The 22,929-nt window shown below is 59.3% G+C and carries 17 protein-coding genes; 7 read left to right on the top strand and 10 right to left on the bottom strand.

Translation table 11 applies throughout. The features are described from left to right. Positions 1 to 144: 144 nt before the first annotated feature. On the top strand, positions 145 to 1,197 hold the full coding sequence (locus V6L81_RS19450) for a Glu/Leu/Phe/Val dehydrogenase dimerization domain-containing protein (protein WP_338660273.1): 1,053 nt from the start codon (positions 145 to 147) through the stop codon (positions 1,195 to 1,197). A gap of 47 nt (positions 1,198 to 1,244) precedes the next feature. Here V6L81_RS19450 and V6L81_RS19445 read toward each other — a convergent pair whose 3' ends face one another. After that, positions 1,245 to 1,592, bottom strand: coding sequence for a DUF6124 family protein (locus tag V6L81_RS19445; RefSeq protein ID WP_095001682.1), 348 nt, complete (start codon positions 1,590 to 1,592; stop codon positions 1,245 to 1,247). Positions 1,593 to 1,721: 129 nt separating this feature from the next. Between V6L81_RS19445 and V6L81_RS19440 the strand changes: the two genes are divergently transcribed. Continuing rightward, positions 1,722 to 2,381 (top strand): S24 family peptidase, encoded by a 660-nt coding sequence (locus V6L81_RS19440; protein WP_338660272.1) that lies wholly within the window; start codon positions 1,722 to 1,724, stop codon positions 2,379 to 2,381. A gap of 60 nt (positions 2,382 to 2,441) precedes the next feature. Here V6L81_RS19440 and V6L81_RS19435 read toward each other — a convergent pair whose 3' ends face one another. The 4 genes from V6L81_RS19435 to V6L81_RS19420 are packed head-to-tail and all read right to left on the bottom strand — an operon-like array spanning position 2,442 to position 8,007. Next, positions 2,442 to 4,382 (bottom strand): acetyl/propionyl/methylcrotonyl-CoA carboxylase subunit alpha, encoded by a 1,941-nt coding sequence (locus V6L81_RS19435; protein ID WP_218722850.1) that lies wholly within the window; start codon positions 4,380 to 4,382, stop codon positions 2,442 to 2,444. Continuing rightward, positions 4,379 to 5,197, bottom strand: coding sequence for a gamma-carboxygeranoyl-CoA hydratase (locus V6L81_RS19430; protein ID WP_095038682.1), 819 nt, complete (start codon positions 5,195 to 5,197; stop codon positions 4,379 to 4,381). Before V6L81_RS19430 ends, V6L81_RS19435 begins: the two co-directional genes overlap by 4 nt. A 27-nt stretch (positions 5,198 to 5,224) precedes the next feature. Continuing rightward, entirely contained in the window at positions 5,225 to 6,832 is a 1,608-nt protein-coding gene (locus V6L81_RS19425; protein ID WP_338660271.1) for a carboxyl transferase domain-containing protein, read from the bottom strand. An 11-nt stretch (positions 6,833 to 6,843) separates the two neighbouring features. Then, the gene (locus V6L81_RS19420; RefSeq protein WP_095022892.1) at positions 6,844 to 8,007 is read right to left on the bottom strand and encodes an isovaleryl-CoA dehydrogenase; all 1,164 of its coding nucleotides are present in this window, start codon (positions 8,005 to 8,007) and stop codon (positions 6,844 to 6,846) included. A 204-nt stretch (positions 8,008 to 8,211) separates the two neighbouring features. On the opposite strand from V6L81_RS19420, the gene V6L81_RS19415 reads away from it, so the two are divergent. Further along, a complete protein-coding gene (locus tag V6L81_RS19415; RefSeq protein WP_323166024.1) occupies positions 8,212 to 9,894 on the top strand; it encodes an AMP-binding protein in 1,683 nt (560 codons plus the stop codon). Positions 9,895 to 10,566: 672 nt separating this feature from the next. On the opposite strand, the gene V6L81_RS19410 is transcribed toward V6L81_RS19415, so the two are convergent. From V6L81_RS19410 to V6L81_RS19400, 3 genes are all read right to left on the bottom strand, one after another. After that, the gene (locus V6L81_RS19410; RefSeq protein WP_095019304.1) at positions 10,567 to 11,463 is read right to left on the bottom strand and encodes a hydroxymethylglutaryl-CoA lyase; all 897 of its coding nucleotides are present in this window, start codon (positions 11,461 to 11,463) and stop codon (positions 10,567 to 10,569) included. 108 nt (positions 11,464 to 11,571) lie between these two features. Further along, entirely contained in the window at positions 11,572 to 11,982 is a 411-nt protein-coding gene (locus V6L81_RS19405; protein ID WP_095001674.1) for a MerR family DNA-binding transcriptional regulator, read from the bottom strand. 26 nt (positions 11,983 to 12,008) lie between these two features. Further along, positions 12,009 to 12,962 (bottom strand): LysR family transcriptional regulator, encoded by a 954-nt coding sequence (locus V6L81_RS19400; RefSeq protein ID WP_095019303.1) that lies wholly within the window; start codon positions 12,960 to 12,962, stop codon positions 12,009 to 12,011. Between the two features lie 155 nt (positions 12,963 to 13,117). Here V6L81_RS19400 and V6L81_RS19395 point away from each other — a divergent pair, with 155 nt between their 5' ends. After that, entirely contained in the window at positions 13,118 to 14,323 is a 1,206-nt protein-coding gene (locus tag V6L81_RS19395; protein WP_095020893.1) for an acyl-CoA dehydrogenase, read from the top strand. Positions 14,324 to 14,350: 27 nt separating this feature from the next. On the opposite strand, the gene V6L81_RS19390 is transcribed toward V6L81_RS19395, so the two are convergent. Then, a complete protein-coding gene (locus V6L81_RS19390; RefSeq protein ID WP_404824641.1) occupies positions 14,351 to 15,658 on the bottom strand; it encodes a substrate-binding domain-containing protein in 1,308 nt (435 codons plus the stop codon). Between the two features lie 122 nt (positions 15,659 to 15,780). After that, a complete protein-coding gene (gene xthA, locus V6L81_RS19385; protein ID WP_095020891.1) occupies positions 15,781 to 16,593 on the bottom strand; it encodes an exodeoxyribonuclease III in 813 nt (270 codons plus the stop codon). A 182-nt stretch (positions 16,594 to 16,775) separates the two neighbouring features. Between xthA and V6L81_RS19380 the strand changes: the two genes are divergently transcribed. The 3 genes from V6L81_RS19380 to V6L81_RS19370 all read left to right on the top strand — a co-directional run bounded on the left by V6L81_RS19380 (position 16,776) and on the right by V6L81_RS19370 (position 22,889). After that, positions 16,776 to 17,426: a GNAT family N-acetyltransferase gene (locus V6L81_RS19380; RefSeq protein WP_095001669.1), complete on the top strand. Its 651-nt coding sequence runs from the start codon at positions 16,776 to 16,778 to the stop codon at positions 17,424 to 17,426. A 64-nt stretch (positions 17,427 to 17,490) separates the two neighbouring features. Beyond that, complete coding sequence (locus V6L81_RS19375) at positions 17,491 to 19,218, top strand: autotransporter assembly complex family protein (RefSeq protein ID WP_095001668.1); 1,728 nt, start codon at positions 17,491 to 17,493, stop codon at positions 19,216 to 19,218. Beyond that, positions 19,215 to 22,889, top strand: a complete 3,675-nt coding sequence (locus V6L81_RS19370) for a translocation/assembly module TamB domain-containing protein (protein WP_218722853.1) — start codon at positions 19,215 to 19,217, stop codon at positions 22,887 to 22,889. The genes V6L81_RS19375 and V6L81_RS19370 overlap by 4 nt, the downstream gene beginning before the upstream one ends. Positions 22,890 to 22,929 lie beyond the last annotated feature (40 nt).

Here is a 22,929-nt window from a genome sequence, read left to right as displayed (position 1 = left end):
TGAATGATGCATGCAGATTAGCAGAACAATTCCTGCAATTTAGAAAGAAAAATCCTAGGTAAAACCCTCACTCTTTTGCCACGGGTCACAGACTGACTTTAAGGTCTGGCTCGCATTCTGGCTAAAAACAAGAGAGAGAACGCAATGCCGATTTTTACCCACCCCGAATTCGATCACCACGAACAAGTCCAGTTCTGTCATGACAAGGCCACGGGCCTCAAGGCCATTATTGCGGTGCACAACACGCGCCTGGGGCCAGCCCTGGGCGGTTGCCGCATGTGGCCCTATGCCGACGAGCAGCAAGCCTTGAACGATGTGCTGCGCCTGTCCCGTGGCATGACGTACAAGTCGGCGCTGGCCGGGTTGCCATTGGGTGGCGGCAAGGCGGTGATCATTGGTGACCCGCGCAAAGACAAGAGCGAGGCGCTGTTTCAGGCAATGGGTGGTTTTGTCGAGAGCATGGGCGGACGCTACATCACGGCGGCGGACTCCGGCACCGGGGTTGCTGAAATGGCCCTCATGGGCCAGCGCACCCGCCACGTGGTGGGTGCTGGCACCCGCGAACAACTGGGCGGTGGCACGCGCAGTGGTGACCCGTCTCCGGCTACCGCCCTCGGGGTCTTTATTGGCCTGCGTGAGGCAGTGTTGCAGCGTTTGGAGCGCCACGACCTGACGGGCCTGCGGGTGGCCGTTCAAGGGCTGGGTCAGGTGGGATACAACCTGGCCCGGCACCTGAAGGAGGCGGGCGCCGAGCTGTGGGTTCACGATATCCAGGAGGCCAATGTGCGCCGTGCTGTCGACGAACTCGGTGCCCATGCGGTCAGTGCACTGGATATTTACGGGCTCGATGTCGACGTGTTCTCGCCCTGTGCCATGGGTGCCATCATCAACGATGAAACCTTGCAGGTACTGCGTGCACCGGTGATTGCCGGTGCGGCCAACAATCAATTGGCCAAGGCTTCCCATGCCGATGAATTGTGGCGTCGGGGTTGCTTGCACGCACCGGATTACGCAATCAATGCGGGCGGCATTATTGACGTGTCTTACGAGTACAACGGTGGCACGCCTGAGCAGGTTCGCCAGCACGTTGAAGGCATTGGCGAGACGTTGCGTCAGATCTTTCTAAGGGCTAAAGCGCAGGACATGAACACCACGCGCATTGCCGACAGCCTCGCCCAGGAGCGTCTGAACGCGTGATAGCCAGGGCGCTGGTGCCCGCAGCAGGCAATCAGCGCCTTTTCACTTCAGCGGGCAGTCAGTTGTTGCATGTCGATAGCCTTGTCCAGCAATTGCCGGGATGGCTCCATAAGCAGCAGCAGGCTCAGCAGCAGATCCCGTTGAGAGCCCTGCTGATGCTCGCTGGCGCTTTGCGCATTGGCAATTGCGCAGCGCAAGTAATCCGAGGCCAGCACCAGAGCTTCTTCTTGGCTCACGTCATCGCTGACCTGGAAAATTTTCTTACCCGTAGCGTGTTGAGAAACAGGAGGTTTCAAATAATAGTCGAGGGCACGCTGGGTCGCGATGCTGTCCTTGATGGATTCAAGCCCGGCATCGGACTCGGTTTCGAAAGGGATTTTTGTTATGGGAGTCATGATTTACCTGCGTCTCAGGAGTTGATCGAGTCAGCTAAAGCAGATTAGTACATTAAGTATTTTTGTATTATAAGTAAATAATACAATTCGTGTATTGTTGCGTCGAATTCAATCCGTATTGTTCGGCAGATGGATAAATGGATCGCTTTAGTCAGAACCAAATTGCGCGAGCTGAAACTCACGCAAGAAAAACTAGCCGAACGCGTCGGGGCTTCCCAGGGCGGGGTCGGCCATTGGCTCAATAAACGCCGTCAACCCGACTTGCCGACGATGAACAACGTACTTCACGCCCTTGGGCTGGAGCACCTTGAGGTCGCCCTGGTGATTCGTGAGCGCAACGAGGCGGGCGACAAGCCCGGGTTTGACGAATACACCTACGAGATCACATCGGCATTCCGCTACCCGGTGCGCGACTGGGTAGCGGCGGGTCACGTCAGCGAAAAGCTGCTGCCCGGTTATGCACCGCCCGGTACGCTGTTTGAAGTGAGTGATCACTACGCCAAAGGCGCTGCGTTCTGGCTGCTGGTCACGGGAGACGCAATGACTGCCCCGGTGGGGGTCAGCATTGCGCAGGGGATGATGATTCTGGTTGATCCGGACATCGAGGCCACGCCAGGCAAAATGGTCATCGCTCTTACGCCGGAATCCGATGCCACGACTTTCCGGCAGTTGATCGAAGAAAGCGGGCAACGTTACCTCAAGCCACTTAATCCGACCTACCCGAAAACCCTGTTTGATGAAAACTGCCGGATTATCGGCGTGGTGGTACAGGCCACTGCCAAGTTTTAGAAGCGGTGTGTCCATACTGCAAGTGAAAAGGCGGATACCGGTCACGGTACCCGCCTTTTCTCATTCCAGCTCGACCAGTGCCGAACCCTCACTGACCATTTCACCTTCCTGGTAAAACAGCGCCTTGATCACGCCTGCATGGGGGGCTCGCAGGCTGTGTTCCATTTTCATGGCTTCCAGTACCACCAGCTGAGCACCGGCCTCGACGGTTTGCCCGACCTCGACCAGCACACGTACGATGCTGCCGTTCATCGGTGCAGTCAGGCCGCCCTGGGCCGTGTGACTGGCGTCCACGGCGCTGATCGGATCGTGCAGACGCACGCAGTGCAGTTCACCGTCCCAGCGCAGGTACAGCGCATCGCCCCGACGGATGGCCAGGTGCTGACGGCGTACACCGTCCTGCTCGATGAGCAAGTGTTCATCGCGCAAAGTGGTGGTGTTGCCACTGAGGTGGATAACCTGCTGTTCACCCTTGCAGGCCAGAACCAGCAAGGTGTTTGCCGGCAGACCGCTACGAAAGCCATTGGCTGTCGACCAGGGCGATGCCGGGTCATCGTTGCGTACCCGTAGCGGTTGACTTTGGCTGAATGCCTGGGCAGCGGCAGACCAGAATGCCGTAGGCAAAGGTTCGGCAGCAGGCAGTAATTCTTCTTCGTAGCGTGGGATAAATCCGGTATCGAGTTCGGCTGCGGCGAAGGCAGGGTGGCCGATAATGCGGCGCAAGAAATTCAGGTTGGTTTTCAGCCCGCCAATAGCGAATTCATCGAGCATGGCCATCAGGCGCAAACGTGCCTGTTCGCGGTCTTCACCCCAAGCAATCAGCTTGCCCAGCATCGGGTCGTAGAACGGTGAAACTTCGTCGCCCTCGCTGACACCGCTGTCCACGCGACGGCCCGGGCCAGCGGCCGACTCGCGATACACCTCAAGACGGCCGGTTTGCGGAAGGAAATCATGGCCCGGGTCTTCTGCATACAGTCGCACTTCTATGGCATGGCCGTTCAACGGGACCTGAGCCTGGCTGATGGGCAGGGTTTCACCTCGTGCCACGCGGATTTGCCAGGCCACCAGGTCGAGGCCGGTGATGGCTTCAGTGACCGGGTGCTCAACCTGCAGGCGCGTATTCATCTCCATAAAGAAGAATTCGCCTCGCGCATCCAGCAGGAACTCTACAGTGCCCGCGCCCACATAACCGATGGCCTGGGCCGCACGCACGGCGGACTCGCCCATTGCCTGACGCTGTTCGACACTCAGGCCCGGTGCTGGCGCTTCCTCTACGACTTTCTGGTGGCGGCGCTGAATCGAGCAGTCGCGCTCATTGAGGTACAGGCAGTTGCCGTGCTGGTCGGCAAAAATCTGGATTTCCACGTGTCGTGGCTTGAGTACGTACTTTTCCACCAGCATGCGCGCATCGCCAAAGGACGACAGGGCTTCGCGCTGTGCCGAGGCCAGCGCCTCTGCCAGCTGGGCGACGTCCTCGACCACCTTCATGCCCTTGCCGCCACCTCCTGCCGTGGCTTTGAGCAGCACCGGATAGCCGATGCGTTCTGCGGCGAGGCGAAAGGTTTCCAGATCCTGGGCTTCGCCGTGGTAACCCGGCACCAGCGGTACGCCCGCCACTTCCATCAAGGTCTTGGCGGCGGACTTGCTGCCCATGGCATCAATGGCACTGGCGGGCGGGCCGAGAAATATCAGCCCGGCAGCTTCAATGGCACGGGCAAAGCCTGCGTTCTCCGACAAAAAGCCATAACCGGGATGAATGGCCTGGGCCCCACTGGCCTTGGCGGCTGCAATGATCTTGTCGATTTTCAGGTAGCTGTCGGCCGCTTTGCTGCCCCCCAGGTCTACGCAGATATCGGCTTCGCGGCAATGCCGCGCATCGCGATCGGTCGCGCTGTGGACGGCTACTGTGGTGAGGCCCAGGGCCCTGGCTGTGCGCATTACCCGGCAGGCGATTTCGCCACGGTTGGCAACCAGTACGGATGTCAGAATAGGGGCGCTCATGAACGCGGCTCCAGGGTCGATGGATCGGCTTGCCAGCTGGGGGCACGTTTTTGCAGAAAGGCGCGCAAGCCCTCCTGGCCTTCGGGGCTGACGCGGATGCGAGCTATGGCGTTTTCGCAGTAACGGCGAATAGCCAGGGTCGGTGCTCCGTGGCTGACTTCCCGCAACAGGTCCTTGCATGAGCGCATGGCCTGGGGGCTGTTGAGCAGCAGGTTGTCAATCCAGAGGTCGATGTGCTGTTCAAGCTCGGCGAGCGGGTAGCACTCCGATAGCAAGCCCAGTTCCCGGGCACGTTCGCCGCTGAAGCGTTCAGCCGTCAAGGCGTAGCGCCGGGCAGCGCGCTCACCGATGGCCTGCACCACGAAGGGGCTGATCACCGCAGGTGCCAGGCCGATACGCACTTCCGACAGACAGAACTGCGCGTCTTCGGCGCCGATAGCCATGTCGCAGGCACTGATCAGGCCCAGCGCACCACCATAGGCCGCGCCCTGGACCACGGCCAGGGTGGGCATTTTCAGCTTGGCCAGGTTGTACATCAGCTCGGCCAGGTGGCGGGCGTCGTCAAGGTTGGTGTGGTAGTCCAGTTCGGCCGATTGCTGCATCCAGGCCAGATCGGCACCGGCGCTGAAATGCTTGCCGCGCCCGCGCAGCACCAGAAAACGCAGGGCAGGGTCGGCTTGTACGGCCTCCAGCGCCAGAATCAGCTCACGAATCATCTCGGCATTGAATGCATTGTTCTTCTGCTCGCGGCTCAACCACAGGGTGGCAAAGCCCCGGGGATCGGTGTGCAGTTCGAGGGTGTTGAAATCCATCATGTTTGTCAGTCCTGAAAGGCTGTGGGGTTACATCCGGAACACACCGAAACGGGTGGCTTCGACAGGGGCGTTCAAGGCCGCCGACAGGCCAAGGGCCAAAACCACTCGGGTTTGCGCCGGATCGATCACGCCGTCATCCCACAAGCGCGCGCTGGAGTAGTAGGGGTGGCCTTGATGCTCGTACTGGTCGAGGATCGGCTGCTTGATCTCGGCCTCTTCCCGGGCTGTAAACCCGACGCCATTGCGCTCGGCCTGTTCGCGCTTGACCTGCACCAGCACACCCGCGGCTTGCTCCGCACCCATCACGCCGATTCGGGCATTTGGCCACATCCACAAGAAGCGTGGATCGTAGGCGCGGCCGCACATTCCGTAGTTGCCGGCGCCAAAGCTGCCGCCAATGATCACGGTGAATTTGGGCACCCTGGCGCACGCAACGGCGGTGACCAATTTGGCACCGTGCTTGGCAATCCCACCGGCTTCGTATTTCTGCCCGACCATAAAGCCGGTGATATTTTGCAAAAACACCAGGGGGATGCCGCGCTGACAGGCCAGCTCGATAAAGTGCGCGCCCTTTTGCGCGGCCTCGGCAAACAGGATCCCGTTGTTGGCCAGAATCGCCACCGGGTAACCCTGCAAATGGGCAAAGCCGCACACCAGCGTGGTACCGAACAGGGCCTTGAACTCATCGAATACCGAGCCATCCACCAGCCGCGCAATCACTTCGCGTACATCAAAAGGCTGCTTGGCATCAGCCGGGACTATGCCGTACAGCTCATCACGGTCGTACAGCGGTACCTGTGGTGTGCGCTGCTGCAACTGGCCCAGCTTGCGCCAGTTGAGGTTGGCAACGCTGCGCCGGGCCAGCGCCAGGGCGTGTTCGTCGCTGTCGGCATAGTGGTCGGCCACCCCGGAAATCTTGCAGTGCACATCGGCCCCGCCGAGGTCTTCGGCGCTGACCACTTCGCCCGTGGCGGCCTTTACCAGCGGCGGGCCAGCGAGAAAAATCGTTGCCTGTTGACGCACCATAATGGCTTCGTCGGCCATGGCGGGTACATAGGCACCGCCTGCGGTACAGGAGCCCATGACCACGGCAATTTGCGGGATGCCCGCTGCGCTCATGTTGGCCTGGTTGAAGAAGATCCGTCCAAAGTGCTCGCGATCCGGGAACACCTCGTCCTGGCGCGGCAAGTTGGCACCCCCCGAGTCCACCAGATAAATGCACGGCAAGCGGTTCTGCTCGGCGATGGTTTGCGCCCGCAGGTGTTTTTTGACCGTCAGTGGGTAGTACGAACCGCCTTTGACCGTCGCGTCGTTGGCGACAATCATGCACTCCACGCCCTCGACCCGACCAATGCCGGCAATGATCCCGGCTGCCGGAACGTCTTCGCCGTACACGTTGTAAGCCGCTAACTGACTCAATTCAAGGAAGGGCGAACCGCTGTCCAAAAGGCGGTCAATCCGTTCGCGAGGTAGCAACTTGCCTCGTGAGGTATGCCGCTCCTGCGCCTTGGCGCCACCGCCTTGTTGCACCTGCGCTAGCAGGGCATGCAAGGCGTCGACCTGTTTGAGCATGGCGTCGCGGTTAAGCCCGAACTCGGCCGAACGCGGGTTGATTGTCGTCTGCAAGATGGACATGCCTGCGCTCCTTAGCGGGTTTCGTTGAAGAGTTCGCGACCAATCAGCATGCGTCGGATTTCGCTGGTACCAGCGCCGATTTCATACAGTTTGGCGTCGCGCAGGAGGCGCCCGGCAGGGAATTCATTGATGTAGCCGTTGCCGCCGAGAATCTGAATGGCATCGAGGGCCATTTGCGTGGCGCGTTCGGCGCTGTACAAAATCACGCCGGCTGCATCCTTGCGCGTTGTTTCGCCACGTTCGCACGCGGCAGCCACGGCATACAGATAGGCACGGCTGGCATTGAGCTGGGTGTACATGTCAGCCACCTTGCCCTGGATCAACTGAAATTCGCCGATGCTCTGGCCGAATTGCTTGCGGTCGTGAATGTACGGCACGATCAGGTCCATGCACGCCTGCATGATCCCGGTGGGGCCGCCCGAGAGCACCACACGCTCGTAGTCCAGGCCGCTCATCAGGACCTTTACGCCGGCGTTGAGGGTGCCCAGCAGGTTCTCTTGAGGCACTTCGACGTCGTCGAAAAACAGCTCGCTGGTGTTGGAACCGCGCATGCCAAGCTTGTCGAAATGGCTACTGCGGCTGAAGCCTTTCCAGTCACGCTCAACGATAAATGCGCTGATTCCGTGCGGGCCTTTCTCCAGGTCGGTCTTGGCATAGATCACATAGGTGCTGGCGTCCGGGCCATTGGTGATCCAGGTTTTGCTGCCGTTGAGGACAAAGTGGTCGCCGCGTCTGTCGGCGCGCAGTTTCATCGAAACCACATCGGAACCGGCGTTCGGTTCGCTCATGGCCAGGGCACCGACGTGTTCGCCGCTGATCAGCTTGGGCAGGTATTTGAGTTTCTGTTCGTGGGTGCCGTTGCGGTTGATCTGGTTGACGCACAGATTGGAGTGGGCGCCGTAGGACAGGGCCACCGATGCCGAGCCGCGGCTGATTTCTTCCATGGCCACCACATGGGCCAGATAGCTCAGGCCGGTGCCGCCGTACTCTTCTGAGACGGTGATGCCGAGCAACCCCATGTCACCGAACTTGCGCCACATGTCGGCCGGGAACAGGTTGTCCTTGTCGATTTGCGCCGCCCGTGGCGCCAGTTCGGCAGCGACGAATGCCTGGACCTGATCGCGCAGCATATCGATGGTTTCGCCCAGGGCGAAGTTCAGGGTCGGGTAGCTCATGGGGCACCTATATTCATTGTTCTTGTGGAGGCGGTTACTGCGTCGCCATTGATAACCTTTACGTTAACGTAAACTTGGCGCCTTTAACTGTCAACGACCTTTACGTTAACGTCAACTTAGGCCAGAGTATTTGTTGTTCTTCAAATGAGCCGGTGCAGTACGCGCCTTGCTCATGCTCCCAAAACAATCACAAGAGGAGTTGCCATGAAGTTGCAATCCGTCCCCAGTTACAGCCAGGGTGCGCTGGACAAACCGCTGCTGGCGATGACGATAGGCCAGGCTTTTGATCAGACTGCTGCGCGTTACCCGCAGGGGGAGGCGTTGGTGGTACGCCATCAGCAGCAACGTTATACATGGGCACAATTGGCCGAGGAGGTCGACCTGCATGCCAGGGCACTGCTGGCTTTGGGTTTGCAGGCAGGGGACCGGCTGGGGGTGTGGGCGCCTAATGGCGCCGAGTGGTTTATCAGCCAGTTTGCCAGCGCCAAGATTGGCGTGATTCTGGTCAATATCAACCCGGCATACCGGCTCTCGGAACTCGAATACGTACTCAAGCAATCGGCGTGTCAATGGTTGGTGTGTGCGGGCGCGTTCAAGACGTCCAACTATCACGCCATGCTCCAGGAGTTGATCCCTGAGCTGGCGGAGCAATCGGTCGGGGCGCTGGATTGTGTGCGCTTTGCCGATTTGCGTGGGGTCATCAGCCTCGCGGCTGAGCCGCCGGCAGGTTTTTTGCCGTGGTCGCACCTTGCCATGTTGGCTGACGAGGTCGAACCGGAGCAGTTACGCTGCCGCGAAGCCAGCCTGCACGTCGACCAGCCGGTCAATATCCAGTACACCTCCGGTACCACAGGCTTCCCCAAGGGGGCGACCCTTAGCCATCAGAATATTCTCAATAATGGCTATATGGTAGGCGAAAGCCTGGGGCTGACGGCCAGCGACCGTCTGGTAATCCCCGTGCCGCTTTATCACTGCTTTGGCATGGTGATGGGTAATCTGGGTTGCGTGACCCATGGCACTACCATGATCTACCCTGCGGAGGCCTTTGACCCGGGCCTTACGCTGCAAGCGGTTGCGCAAGAGCGCGCCACCGGGCTGTACGGTGTGCCGACCATGTTTATCGCCATGCTCGACCACCCGCAGCGTACCTCGTTTGATCTGTCGAGCCTGCGCACGGGGATTATGGCCGGGGCCACATGCCCGATCGAGGTCATGCGCCGCGTCATCAGTGAAATGCATATGGGCGAAGTACAAATCGCCTATGGCATGACCGAAACCAGCCCGGTATCGATACAGACGGGGCCTGCGGATGAACTGGAATTGCGGGTTACCACGGTGGGGCGTACCCAGCCACAACTTGAGAGCAAGTTGATCGATGCTGCGGGCAACACCGTTGCCCGGGGTGAGATTGGCGAGTTGTGTACCCGTGGCTACAGCGTGATGCTCGGTTACTGGAACAACCCGCAGGCCACTGCTGATGCCATCGACGGTGACGGCTGGATGCATACCGGTGACCTGGCGCAGATGGATGAGCAGGGCTATGTACGCATTGTGGGGCGCAACAAGGACATGATTATTCGCGGTGGAGAAAATATTTACCCGCGGGAGCTGGAGGAGTTCTTTTTTACCCACCCGGCAGTGGCTGACGTGCAGGTTGTGGGTATTCCTGACGCCAAATATGGCGAAGAGATCGTTGCCTGGATCAAGTTTCATCCCGGTCATACGGCCAATGAGCTTGAGCTGCAAACCTGGTGCAAGTCGCGGATTGCGCACTTTAAAGCGCCGCGTTTTTTCAAGTTTGTCGATGCATTCCCGATGACCGTGACCGGCAAGATCCAGAAATTCAAAATGCGCGAGATCAGTATTCAGGAGTGCCAACAGAAATGACCAAACCCGTGGGAACGGCCTTGCTCGCGATGGCATCACCGCGATTTGCCAGACAGACCGCGCCGCCTGAATCGCGAGCAGGCTCGCTCCCACGGGGGTATGCAGTTAAGCAAATTATCAAACCACAGATAGCACAAAGGGGAGCCGAGGCTCCCCTTTAATATGTCGTTGCGTGCTCTTTTTTTATTATTGAAGGGCGGTCTATTGTTGTTTTTGGAACTCGCCCTTTTGCTGCGTTTTTGTGCGACCCCCATCCGGGGTCAAGAGCAAACGTATTTTTTTGAGCGCTGATCCACTTTTATCACCGGCTATCAAACCCGTGATCCAACCTGTGCGGGTGCTACCTGAAGGTAGTTTTATTCTTCTCTGCCCGGTTGCGAGGTGGTTTTTAGGCGCCTCGGAAAAGTAAACCTTCTCCAAAAAAATCTGTTAGCTGCGTCTCTGCCGTGTTGTTTTTGTTATGTCAGAGTCGTTTCGTATTGTTTTTATTATGTTGCTGCGGTTTTTATTCTTGTTATGCCATAGAGATAGCAGGAGCCGTGCCAACTTTTAAAAACCCTTATAAATCAACTACTTGAAAAATAAGACAATATAAAACCGGCCTTGGGCATGGCCGGTTTGTTTCCGTGTTACTCGTTTGTGTGGCGGCGAGGTAACACCCCGGAACACTTTTTAGCCCTGGCGGGCCTTTGCCACCCGTGATCCGGTAACACGACCCAGCACCTTGCAGATGTGCGCGCCGGCCAGTAACAGCTTGTCCATGTCGACCCCGGTATCGATGCCCATGCCGTTGAGCATGTACAGCACGTCTTCCGTGGCCACGTTACCGCTGGCACCCTTGGCATAGGGGCAACCGCCGAGGCCGGCGATGGAGCTGTCGAATACCGCGATGCCTTCCTGCAGGCTGGCGTAGATATTTACCAGCGCCTGACCGTAGGTATCGTGGAAATGCCCGGCGAGTTTTTCCCGCGGGACGCAAGCCGCTACCGTCTCAAACAGGGTGCGTGTGGCTGTCGGTGTACCGGTGCCGATGGTGTCGCCCAGTGACACCTCGTAACAGCCCATGGCGTACAGCTCCTGCGCTACCTGTGCCACCTGCTGCGCACTGACCTGGCCTTCATAAGGGCAGCCCAGCACACAGGACACATAGCCGCGTACGCTGATGCCGTGCTGCCTGGCCGCTTCAATAATGGGCACAAAGCGCGCCAGGCTTTCGCTGATCGAGCAATTGATATTGCGTTGCGAGAACGCTTCGGATGCGGCGGCAAATACCGCGACTTCCTTTACCCCGGCGGCCACGGCATCTTCAAAACCACGCAGGTTCGGTGCCAGCGCACCGTAGACCACGCCCGGCTTGCGGCGGATTTGTGCGAAGACTTCAGCCGAACCGGCCATTTGCGGCACCCACTTGGGGGAGACAAAGCTGCCGGCTTCGATATAGCCCAATCCGGCGTCGGTCAGGGCGTCAACCAGTTGCACCTTGTCCGCGACACTGATGGGTTGGGCCTCGTTTTGCAGACCGTCGCGCGGGCCTACTTCGATCAGCCGCACATGGGTTGGAAGTGTCATGGGGATCACCGTGTCCGTTGAAATGGGGTCTTGCCCAACCCTCACCCCAGCCCTCTCCCGGAGGGAGAGGGGGCAGATGGGGGTGTGCTGGAGTTCGCAGGCGGTCAGTCAGAGCGAGGGACTGTTAGTCGTCTGTTTTTTTATGGTCTGTTCCAGCGCCTGGAGACACCGCTCTTCAGCGGTATCGAGCTCCAGCTGCATCTGCTGGATATCCAGCAACTGCTGCTCAAGCTGCTCGCGGCGTTCGGCGATTTTGGCCAGCATGCTGTTGAGCTGTTTCTGGTTGCCGCTGGTGGGGTCATAAAGCTCGATCAGTTCGCGGCATTCGGCCAGCGAAAAGCCGATGCGCTTGCCGCGCAGAATCAGTTTCAGGCTGACTTTGTCCCGCGCCGAATACACCCGCTCCTGACCGCGTCGTTCAGGGGCGAGCAGGCCTTGCTCTTCATAAAAGCGAATGGCACGGGTGGTGATGTCAAGTTCACGGGCAAGGTCGGAAATACTGTACGTCTGGCTGCTCATGGGCGGGCTCTGGAGAAATCGTGTTGCTAAACTAAAGCTTGGTTGACGTATACGTCAAGCAGGCTTGCGGCTTCGAATTTCTGTTGTTGCTGGCACAGCTCTATCAGTTGCTCGCGCATCCAGCGATTGGCCGGGTCTTGCTCGGTACTTTCGTGCCAGTACAAATGGGTTTCCACATTGGGCAGTTCATTGAGGGGCAAGGCTACAAAGTGCAGGCCATGGCGGCGGGCAAAACGCTCGGGCACGGTCATTGCCATGTCGGTTTGCTGCAGCACATTAGAGGCCATCAGGTAATGCTGCGAGCGCAGGGTGATCTTGCGCTGCAGGCCCATCTTGCCCAGGGCCAGGTCGACCTCGCCGAGGCCGTTGCGTCGGGTCGAGATATGAATGTGGGTCAGCGCCAGGTATTCATCCAGGCTCAGGGTTGCCTTGCCGGCCGATGGGTGGCCCTGGCGCATGGCGCAGACGTAACGGTCTTCCATCAATTTGACATGGCGTACCTGCGGGTCGGTATTGAGGGGGGCATCTATCGCAAAATCCAGACGCCCGGCAGCCAGATCACTGGTGGTCTCACGCCGATGAGAGAGAAAACTCTCGACCACCACCGAAGGCGCCTGACGCCGTAGCCGCTGGAATAGCGGCGGCAAAATCACCGCTTCTGACAGGTCTGTCATGCTGATGCGGTAGGTCTTGTTGGCTTGCAGGGGGTTGAAGGTGCGGCTTTCCTGCACCGAAACACGCAACAGCGCCAGGGCACTGCGCACCGGGCTGATGATGTTCTGTGCCATGGGGGTGGGCACCATGCCCTGGGCGGTGCGCACGAACAGCGGGTCATTGAAGCTCTCGCGCAATCGCGCCAGGGCATTGGACACGGCTGGCTGGGTGATGCCGATAATCTGCCCGGCGCGGGTCAGGTTGGCTTCGGTATAGATGGCGTCGAAGACGATAAACAGATTGAGATCGACCTTGTTCAGGTTCATGACGCGCTGGCTCTTGTTGTTGGAAAGGAAAACGCGCCCCGATCATATATTGCTTATGAATGGTAATACGCGTCGTTAATAGATGGCGCAAATAAAGGGTGGCTAATCTAGCATCGGGTATCACTTTTCAGCAGCCCGGTAGAAGGTAGTCACTTATGGATTTCGCTTACTCTCCGAAAGTTCAGGCACTGCGTGAGCGTGTGACAGCGTTTATGGACGCCCATGTTTACCCGGCGGAGGCGATTTTTGATCAGCAGGTGGCTGAAGGTGATCGCTGGCAGCCCACAGCGATCATGGAAGAGTTGAAACTCAAGGCCAGGGCTGAAGGGCTGTGGAATCTGTTTTTGCCAGAGTCCGAACTGGGCGCCGGGCTGACCAACCTTGAATACGCGCCGCTGGCAGAAATCATGGGGCGCTCGATGCTGGGTTCCGAGCCCTTCAACTGCTCGGCACCGGATACCGGCAATATGGAAGTACTGGTGCGCTACGCCAGCGAGGCACAAAAAAAACAGTGGTTGGAGCCGCTGTTGCGGGGTGACATTCGCTCGGCGTTTGCCATGACCGAACCGGACGTCGCCTCGTCGGATGCTACTAATATGACGGCATGCGCCGTGCGTGACGGTGACGAGTGGCTGATCAATGGCCGCAAATGGTGGACGTCGGGAGCTTGTGACCCTCGCTGCAAGGTCATGATTTTCATGGGCTTGAGCAACCCTGAAAATCCGCGGCATCAGCAGCACTCAATGATCCTGGTGCCGGTAGACACCCCAGGGGTGAAAATCGTACGGCCACTGCCGGTATTCGGCTACGACGATGCTCCTCATGGTCATGCCGAAGTGCTGTTCGACAACGTACGAGTGCCGTATGAAAACGTTTTGTTGGGTGAAGGCCGGGGCTTTGAAATTGCCCAGGGGCGTCTTGGGCCGGGCCGGATTCACCACTGCATGCGCTCGATTGGCATGGCCGAGCGGGCACTGGCTTTAATGTGCAAGCGTTCGCTGGCACGTACCGCGTTCGGCAAGCCGCTGGCACGTCTGGGGGCCAATATCGACAAGATCGCCGACTCGCGCATGGAGATCGACATGGCGCGCCTGTTGACCCTCAAGGCTGCGTATATGATGGACACGGTAGGCAACAAGGTGGCCAGAAGTGAAATCGCCCAGATCAAGGTTGTCGCGCCCAACGTTGCCTTGAAGGTGATTGACCGGGCCATTCAGATGCATGGCGGGGCAGGGGTTTCGGCGGATTTTCCGCTGGCTTATATGTACGCCATGCAGCGCACGCTGCGCCTGGCGGATGGTCCGGACGAAGTACACCGGGCGGCAGTGGGCAAGTTTGAGCTGGATAAATATGCACTCTAGGGAGAGGGGGCATTTGACCTTGCACACTCAATAAACCCACACCTCAACCCGACGATTCTTCTGGCGCCCTTCATCTTCGATATTGGCTGCCACCGGCATTTGTGCGCCATAGCCACGAATTTCCCTGGGCACCACGCCGCTTTTCACCAGCTCGCGGCGTACGGCCATCGCCCGCAACGTTGACAGCAATTGTGCACGCTGCGGGTCATCCTTGGCATCGCCAAAACCCACCAGTGTGATCTGTTTGTCGAGTTTGCCATGGGCGCTCAGGTAGTCGGCCACACGCAGCAAGTCCTGACGCGCCTTGTTATCCAGTGAGGCGCTGCCTTCTTCAAAACGGAAGTTGACTGACAGGCGCTGTGCCTCCCGCGTCAGCGCCTGATACGCCTGGGGCATGTGCCCGCCCGGTAGCACGCTGCCAGCTTGTACGCTTTGGGCGACAAAGCCGTTTTGCCCGACAATGGCCTGACCTTGCGGGCTTTGGGTGAAGGCAACCAGTGCTTTTGCCCAGGGATTTATCGTCGAGGGAGGCAGGTAAAAGAACAGACGCCGCGACAAGGGGTAGTCTTCGCTGGCAATCAGGCTGGTGAGCGGCAGCATGGGCTGCGATGCGCCATCAACGATAGCCAGGGTCTTGGCCTCACGGATATACGGCAGGCCGATAAAGCCGATGGCTTGTGGGTCACGGCTGACGGCATCGGATAGCTCTTCGCTGGATTCGAAACGCTGTGCCGTACTGCTCAAGGACTGCCCGTTGCGGTTCAAGACCAGCTCTTTAAAGGTCTCCCAGGTGCCGGACTGGCCATCGCGGGCATATAAATGAATGGCACCACCGACCCCGCCCAGCTGTTCCCAGCGGCTGATCTGGCCACTGAAAACCTGTGCCAGTTGCTCGGTATCAAGCTGATTGAGCGGGTTGCGCGGGTGGAGAATGATCGCCAGGCCATCGATGGCAATCACTTGTTCGGCGCTCGGGCTTTTCAGGTCTCCCAGGCGCTCAAGGTCTACCAGTTCGCGGTCCTTGATGGGGCGCGAGGACGCCACCAGATCCGCATGCCCGGCGGCCAGGGCAGTAAAGCCGGTACCCGAGCCATGGGCGGCGACATCCACCCGGATCTGCCGGCCCTGCGCCGTGGTGCCGACAATAGTGTGCTCGTTGGGCGGGATGACCGGGACACTGTGGATGTCATGCAGGCCTTGCTCGGCGAGCATGGCGCTGACCAGTGCAGGGCCAAGGTTGGCGCCGATGGTGTTGGAGCCCTGGATGCGCAGGTCGGCAGCGCAGACCAGGCCGGTCAGCGCGCATAACAGGGTCAAGGACATAAAACGCAGCATCGGCAGGCACCTTCCTGGAGCCATAGAAAGGCCTGCAATTTAAGTCAGAAAGGTTTCAAGCCGATGACAGGCCCCTCTGTAGCAGCAGCCTCGTTCCTTCGGCAGCTGCTACGGGATTGTTCTTAGCTCAATTCCAGCCAGATCGGCGCATGATCCGATGGTTTTTCCATGCCACGCAGGTCGTAGTCCACACCCGCTGCCTTGATGCGTGGCACCAGCGCCTGGGAGGTGAGGATTACGTCAATGCGCAGGCCACGCTTGGGCTCATCCTCAAAACCACGGCTGCGGTAATCGAACCAGCTGAAACGGTCGGCCACGTCCGGGTGCAGGTAGCGAAAGCTGTCCACCAGGCCCCAGCCCTTGAGACGTTCCAGCCACTCGCGTTCTTCCGGCAAAAAGCTGCACTTGCCGGTTTTCAGCCAGCGCTTGGCGTTGTCCGGGCCGATACCGATATCGCAGTCCTGCGGCGAGATATTGATATCGCCCATTACCACCAGTGGTTGTTCATTGCTGAACTGGCTTTCAAGCAGCTGCTGCAGGTCGCTGTAGAAACGCTGCTTGGCCGGGAATTTGGTGGGGTGATCGCGGTTTTCGCCTTGTGGGAAGTAACCATTCATGATGGTCACCGGCTGGCCGTTTTCGTCAGCGAAAGTGCCCCAGATAAAACGCCGCTGGGCGTCATCTTCATCACCGGCAAAACCCTTGTGCAGCTCCAGAGGTGCCTGGCGCGAGAGCAGGGCGACCCCGTAATGGCCTTTTTGACCATGGAAGTGCACGTGATACCCCAGCGCTTCGATGTCGGCGATGGGGAACTGATCGTCATGGACCTTGGTTTCCTGCAGGCCGATCACGTCAGGCTGGTGTTTCTCGATCAGCGCTGCCAGCTGATGTGGCCGAGCGCGCAGGCCGTTGATGTTGAATGAAACGATTTTCATGGGCGGGCAGTCCTGAACAAAACTGCGATGCTAGCGGACTGACGCTCTGGCTGCCAGCGTGCAGTGGGGCAAATGCACTGCTAACGTAGGATGCACTTGGCCATGATGGAACTGTTGTGGCCCTCGGGGGTTCGTACGCATTAGAAGCGCCGCTATCCAGGCCGCGCCGGGGAGTTGATCGCATGACGCAAACGCCGAACGCCACCAGTCAGATCCAGTTGCTTGACAGTGGCTATTCAAGAGAAGCGCGCTCCTTGCTGTATCAGGCCTATCGCCATGAGCCGACATTCCGCTTTCTGTTCAACGCCGAGCGCAGCGGTTACGAACAACGGGTTCGCGCGACAGTGCGGGAGCTGGTCAGGCAACATTTTTTTCAGGACTTGCCGGCGCTGGGGTTGCTGGTCAATGACCGCCTGGTGGGCATTGCCCTGATTGCCCCGCCGCAGCGGCGCCTGGGGATTACCGAAAGCTGGGCCTGGCAGTTGCGCATGGTGCTCAGTGCCGGGCTGAACTGCACGCGGCGGTATCTGGACTATCACCAGGCAGTGCAGGCCTGCGTGCCGGGAGATGCCGTGCATATGCTGCCGTTGCTGGGTATTCATCCCGAATTCCAGGGTTTGCATTACGGTGAGCAGTTGCTTGAAGCAGTGCATAACTGGTGCGCCGAGGACGAGCACTCCGAAGGTGTGGTGCTCGACACCGGAAACCCGCATTACCTTGAATTCTACAAGCGCCAGGGCTATGTGGAGATCGGGGAAGTTGCGGTGGGGCCGGTGATAGAACATGTGTTCTTCCATGCCAATCCGCAGGTGTCACATACCGCAACGGTTTGAACACGAACTTTTTGCCCGTTGACGCGCTCTATGAGCACCCCAGCCCGTGATAGCATCCGCGCCTATGACGTTCCCAGGAAGATTTACCAGTGGTGTTGTCCTGCTGCTCAGCAGTTTTGCGGCGTGTGCCCAAAGCGAGTTGGTGGTCAAGGTCAAACCGGCAAACGACGCCCTCAAGGCCAACGTGGAAGGCTATATTGGCAGCCTCGGCGATCGTGACGAGAAAGCGCTTTTGCGTTTTCAACGTGGCGCGCAGGAGCAGGCCCTGAAAGCCTCCCAGGCCTTGGGTTACTACCAGCCCTCCATCGACGCCGAGGTCAAGCCCGGCGATCCGCCGCGTCTGGTGTTGAGCATCGATCCCGGCGAGCCGGTGCATCTGCGCAACGTCAACGTGCGCGTCGAAGGCCCGGCCGCTTCGCTGAAGGCCTTTCAGATACCGGCCAGCGATGATCTCAAACCCGGCGCGGTGCTCAATCAGGGCAACTACGAAGACGCCAAACGCCTGATCCAGAACCGTGCCCTGCGTTACGGTTTTTTCAATGGTAAATTCACTCAGCATGAACTGCTGGTCGACCCCAAGGGCGGTTTTGCCGATATCAATCTGGTCTACGAAAGCGGCCCGCGTTTTTTTCTCGGTAAAGTCAGTTTTGCCGGCGATGCACCCTTTGACCAGACCTTGCTGCAACGCATGGTGCCGTTTACCCCGGATACCCCGTACGACTCGGAACTGGTTGCCGAACTTAACCAGAACCTGCAAAGCAGTGGCTACTTTGAAGTGGTGCGCGTCGATGCCGCACCCAGTACTGCGGTGGGGCAGGTGATCCCGGTCGACGTCGACCTGGAAACCCGCAAGCCGCGCACCATGACCCTGGGCCTGGGTTACTCGACCGATACCGGAGCCCGTGGCAAGGCCAGCTGGATGCGCCACTGGGGCAACCCGCGCGGTGACAGCTACGGCTTTGAATCCGAAATATCCCAGCCCAAGCAAAACGTCGGTGCCTGGTATGACATCCCGCTGGATCCACCGCTGACCGATAAACTGCGTCTTGCCGCCGGTTATCAAAACGAAGAAATCGCCAACACCGACACCTTGAGCAAGCTGCTCACGGTCGGCCCGGAGTGGCACAGCAAACTGGATAACGGCTGGACGCGCGTCATCTCGCTCAAATGGCAGCATGAAGAGTACCGCCTGGGCGATGACTCGGGCCTGAGTACCTTGCTGATGCCGGGCGTCAGCTATTCGGTATTGCGCAGCGACAACCGCATCGACCCCAGTCACGGCTACAGTGTGACCACGGATATGCAGGTGGCCAAGCAAGGGTTGATGTCCGATACCAACCTGCTGCATGGCGATGTGCAGTTCAAGGCGTTGACCACCCTGTGGGAAAAACACCGCTTTTTGGGCCGGATCCAGTTTGGTGGCAGTGCCACCAACGGCTACAAATCGATTCCACCGTCCCTGCGCTTCTTCGCCGGTGGCGACCAGAGCGTGCGTGGTTATGATTACCAGAGTCTGTCGCCGAAAAACTCCGAAGGTGATCGTATTGGCGGGCGCTACATGCTCGCGGGTAGCCTGGAATATCAATATCAGTTCGCCGAAAAGTGGCGCTGGGCGACCTTTGTCGACCAGGGCAATGCGTTCAACACACTGGACTTTCCGAGCCTGAAAACCGGGGTCGGCGTTGGTATTCGCTGGATCTCGCCGGTAGGCCCCATACGTCTGGATCTGGCCCATGCGCTGGATGACGATGGCGGTGTCCGTTTGCACTTTTCGATGGGGCCAGAACTGTGATTCGTGGTTTGAAAATAGCCGGGCTGGTGCTGGTGGCGTTGGTGCTGCTGGCCGTTGTCAGTGTGGGCGTGATTCTGGGTACGCAAGCAGGCAGCCGCTGGGTGCTGGGGCAGGTACCGGGTTTGCAGGTGGAGAATTTTGCCGGGCGCCTGGGCGGCCAGTGGGGTGCCGATCATCTCTTGTGGGAGCAAGGCACCAGCCGGGTGGAGGTAAGCCGGCCGATCTTTGCCTGGTCGCCGGGCTGTCTGACCCGCATGACGCTATGTATCGATCAATTGCAGGCTGACGCCATCAGCCTGCAATTTCCGCCCAGTGAAGACAGCAGCAGCGGGCCGATCAGCCTGCCGGAGCTGAAATTGCCGCTGGCGATTGAAGTGGGTGTGGTCAAGGTCGGCAATGTACTGTTCAACGGCATCGAGCAGCTCAAGGGCATGCAGATGTCGGCGCAGTGGACGGCCAAGGGCTTGCAGCTCGACTCGGTGCAGGTCGAGCGCGAAGACCTCAATGTTGACCTGTCCGGCCTGCTGCAACCCAATGGCGACTGGCCGTTGACCTTGCAAGGTAACGTCAGCCTGCCAGCTCCGGATGGCAAACCCCTGGCGATCGCGCTCAAGGTTGATGGCAATCTGCGTACTAGCTTGAACCTCAAGGCCGACACCACCGGTTATATCAATGCGCACCTGACGGGCGAGCTGCAGCCTTTGGCCGACAACTTGCCGGCGCAATTGAAAATCACCGCCGAACCGTTCAAGGCCAGCCCCGATCTGCCGGACACCCTGGTGCTCAATCAGTTGTTGCTGACGGCCAAGGGCGACCTCAAGGACGGCTATGAATTGAATGGCAGCGCCCTGTTGCCTGCCGAAAAACAGCCAGTGAACCTGCAGCTCAAAGGCCGCGTGGATGCCAAGGGTGCGCAGATCGCTGCGCTGGACCTGACCGCCAACCCGCAGCAGCGCCTGAAACTGTCGGGGCAAGTGGACTGGCATGAAGGCTTGAGCGCCGAGGCCAAAATCGACTGGCTGGAGTTTCCCTGGCACAACCTGTATCCGCTGATCGACAAGCCTGATGTGGATTTGCGCACGTTTGTGGCTGAAGTGTCCTATCGCGACGGTAACTATCTGGGCAACTTCAAGGCGGACCTTGATGGCCCGGCGGGCAAGTTCAGCCTCAGCAGCCCGTTCAGTGGCGATCTGGGCAAGGTCTTCCTGCCGCAGCTCAAACTGGTGGCCGGGCAGGGCAAAGCCGAGGGCCACGTCAATGTGCAGTTTGCCGATGGCGTGGTGTGGGACACGGCGCTGGACCTGAGTGCGCTCAACCCTGCGTATTGGGTGGCCGAGTTGCCGGGTACGCTGGCAGGCCCGTTGCGCAGCAAGGGTTCATTTAAAAACGAGCGTCTGGAGCTGGATGCCAATCTCGACCTCAAGGGCCGTTTGCGCGGCCTGCCTGCGGTGCTGCAAGCCAAGGCCCAGGGCGCCGGTGAGGCCTGGACCGTCAGTGCGCTGGATATTCGCCTGGGCGATAATCGCATCAATGGTAGCGCCAGTTTGCAGGAGCAAATCAAGGCCCAGCTTGATCTCAATATGCCGCGTCTGGGCCAGCTGTGGCCCGAACTGCGCGGTCAGCTCAAGGGCCGTGTCGATGTAGGCGGAACCCTCAAGGCACCGCAAGGCAAAGTGGCGCTCAATGGGCAGCAACTTGCGTTTGCCGACAATCATCTGCAAAGCCTGACCCTGGATGCCAGCCTCGATCGCAACCAGCGTGGCCGCATCGACCTCAAGGGCAGCGGCATCCGCGCCGGTGACACCCAACTGGGCGTGCTCACCGCCAACGGCAGTGGCGATATCAAGCGTCAGCAGCTCAAGCTGGATTTGCAAGGACCGTTGGTGCAACTGGGCCTGGCCGTGGATGGCGGCCTGGACAAAGGCAACTGGCGCGGGCGACTGGCCAGTGGCGACGTCAAGGCCGGCGGCCAGGCCTGGGTGCTGCAAAACCCGGCACGGCTGGAGCGCCTGGCCGATGGCCGGCTCAATCTGGGCGCGCAGTGCTGGCTCTCCGGCCCGGCGAGCTTGTGCAGCGAAGAGCAGCGCCTGGTGCCGGACCCGAAACTGCGTCTGCACCTCAAGCAGTTCCCCCTCGACAGCCTGGCTGAGTGGTTGCCCAAGGACTTCCAGTGGCAGGGCCAGCTCAATGCCGACTTGATGCTGGACTTGCCTGCCAGCGGGCCTAAAGGCCAGGTGGTGGTGGATGCCAGTGGTGGCACGTTGCGCTTCAAAGACAAGGGCCAGTGGCTGGACTTCCCATACCAGGCGTTCAAGCTGACCAGCAACCTGACCCCTAACCGGGTTGAATCGCGGCTTGATTTCGATGGTGGCAAGCTGGGGCAGTTGATGCTGGCAGCGCGGATCAATCCGCTGCCCAAAAGCAAACCTGTTACCGGTGAATTCCGTCTCACCGGGCTGGATGTGTCGATGATTCGTCCGTTTGCGCCGATGGTGGAAAAACTCACCGGCCAGCTCAACGGCTCTGGCACGATATCGGGTGCTTTGCTGTCGCCCCATGTCAACGGCAATGTGGCCCTGACCGGCGGTGAAATCTCGGGGCCGGAGCTGCCGACCAACTTCGAGAATGTGCAGCTTTCGCTGGCCATCAACGGCGAAACGGCGCAGATCAATGGCGGCTGGACCAGCGGCGACAAGGGCCAGGGCAGCGTCAGCGGCAATGTGGCCTGGGGTCAGGCAGTGGCGGTCAATGTGCTGGTCAAGGGCAACAACCTGCCGGTGACGGTCGAGCCTTATGCCAAGCTGGAAGTCGCCCCGGACCTGAAAATCTCCCTCAACCCCGACAACACCCTGTTGATCGCCGGTACGGTGAACGTGCCCAAGGGTGAAATCGTGGTACGGGAATTGCCACCCTCGACGGTCAAGGTGTCAGATGACACGGTGATTGTGGGCCAGCAGACGACGGGTGAAGCCGCGCCGATGCAGGTCGACATGGATATCACCGTGGTGGTGGGGCAGGAGTTGCTGACATTCTCCGGCTTTGGCCTGAACGCCGATCTGGCGGGGCAGGTGCATATTGGCAACGACATGGACACCCGTGGCGAGCTGCGCCTCAATAACGGTCGCTACCGTGCCTATGGCCAGAAGCTGACCATACGCCGTGCGCGTTTGCTGTTCGCCGGGCCGATTGACCAGCCTTATCTGGATATCGAAGCGGTCCGCCAGACCGACGACGTGATTGCCGGGATTCGCCTGACAGGCAGTGCGGAACAGCCCACTACGCAAATCTTCTCGGAACCGGCCATGAGTCAGGAACAGGCGTTGTCCTACCTGATTCTTGGGCGTCCGCTGACGGGTACCGGGGAAGATGAAAACCTGCTGGCGCAGGCGGCGCTGGGCCTGGGCCTGATGGGCAGTTCGGGGATTACCACCAGCCTGGCCAACCACCTGGGGATCAAGGATTTTGAGCTTGATACCGAAGGCACCGGCAACAGCACTGCAGTGGTGGCCAGTGGCAAGATCAACGAGCGGCTGAGCGTACGCTATGGTGTGGGTGTGTTTGAACCTGCCAGTACCATTGCCCTGCGCTACAAACTGAGCAAGCGTGTGTATGTCGAAGTAGCCAGCGGTTTTGCCAGCTCGCTGGATATCTTCTACAAACGGGATTTCTGACGTGCTGTGATATGACCTGATGGTGTGGGAGCGAGCCTGC

The organism is Pseudomonas bubulae, from assembly GCF_037023725.1.
GTDB classification, from domain to species: domain Bacteria; phylum Pseudomonadota; class Gammaproteobacteria; order Pseudomonadales; family Pseudomonadaceae; genus Aquipseudomonas; species Aquipseudomonas bubulae.
Note: the sequence above shows the minus strand (reverse complement) of the source record. Positions and strands in the feature narration are given on the sequence as shown.

What these genes read in the sequence shown, in the direction of transcription:
- V6L81_RS19395 (WP_095020893.1), top strand. Translation starts at nt 13,118, where the DNA reads ATGGATTTCGCTTACTCTCCGAAAGTTCAGGCACTGCGTGAGCGTGTG.
- V6L81_RS19390 (WP_404824641.1), bottom strand. Translation starts at nt 15,658, where the DNA reads ATGCTGCGTTTTATGTCCTTGACCCTGTTATGCGCGCTGACCGGCCTG.
- V6L81_RS19410 (WP_095019304.1), bottom strand. Translation starts at nt 11,463, where the DNA reads ATGACACTTCCAACCCATGTGCGGCTGATCGAAGTAGGCCCGCGCGAC.
- V6L81_RS19425 (WP_338660271.1), bottom strand. Translation starts at nt 6,832, where the DNA reads ATGTCCATCTTGCAGACGACAATCAACCCGCGTTCGGCCGAGTTCGGG.
- V6L81_RS19405 (WP_095001674.1), bottom strand. Translation starts at nt 11,982, where the DNA reads ATGAGCAGCCAGACGTACAGTATTTCCGACCTTGCCCGTGAACTTGAC.
- V6L81_RS19400 (WP_095019303.1), bottom strand. Translation starts at nt 12,962, where the DNA reads ATGAACCTGAACAAGGTCGATCTCAATCTGTTTATCGTCTTCGACGCC.
- V6L81_RS19450 (WP_338660273.1), top strand. Translation starts at nt 145, where the DNA reads ATGCCGATTTTTACCCACCCCGAATTCGATCACCACGAACAAGTCCAG.
- V6L81_RS19415 (WP_323166024.1), top strand. Translation starts at nt 8,212, where the DNA reads ATGAAGTTGCAATCCGTCCCCAGTTACAGCCAGGGTGCGCTGGACAAA.
- V6L81_RS19440 (WP_338660272.1), top strand. Translation starts at nt 1,722, where the DNA reads ATGGATAAATGGATCGCTTTAGTCAGAACCAAATTGCGCGAGCTGAAA.
- V6L81_RS19430 (WP_095038682.1), bottom strand. Translation starts at nt 5,197, where the DNA reads ATGATGGATTTCAACACCCTCGAACTGCACACCGATCCCCGGGGCTTT.
- V6L81_RS19380 (WP_095001669.1), top strand. Translation starts at nt 16,776, where the DNA reads ATGACGCAAACGCCGAACGCCACCAGTCAGATCCAGTTGCTTGACAGT.
- V6L81_RS19375 (WP_095001668.1), top strand. Translation starts at nt 17,491, where the DNA reads ATGACGTTCCCAGGAAGATTTACCAGTGGTGTTGTCCTGCTGCTCAGC.
- xthA (WP_095020891.1), bottom strand. Translation starts at nt 16,593, where the DNA reads ATGAAAATCGTTTCATTCAACATCAACGGCCTGCGCGCTCGGCCACAT.
- V6L81_RS19435 (WP_218722850.1), bottom strand. Translation starts at nt 4,382, where the DNA reads ATGAGCGCCCCTATTCTGACATCCGTACTGGTTGCCAACCGTGGCGAA.
- V6L81_RS19420 (WP_095022892.1), bottom strand. Translation starts at nt 8,007, where the DNA reads ATGAGCTACCCGACCCTGAACTTCGCCCTGGGCGAAACCATCGATATG.
- V6L81_RS19445 (WP_095001682.1), bottom strand. Translation starts at nt 1,592, where the DNA reads ATGACTCCCATAACAAAAATCCCTTTCGAAACCGAGTCCGATGCCGGG.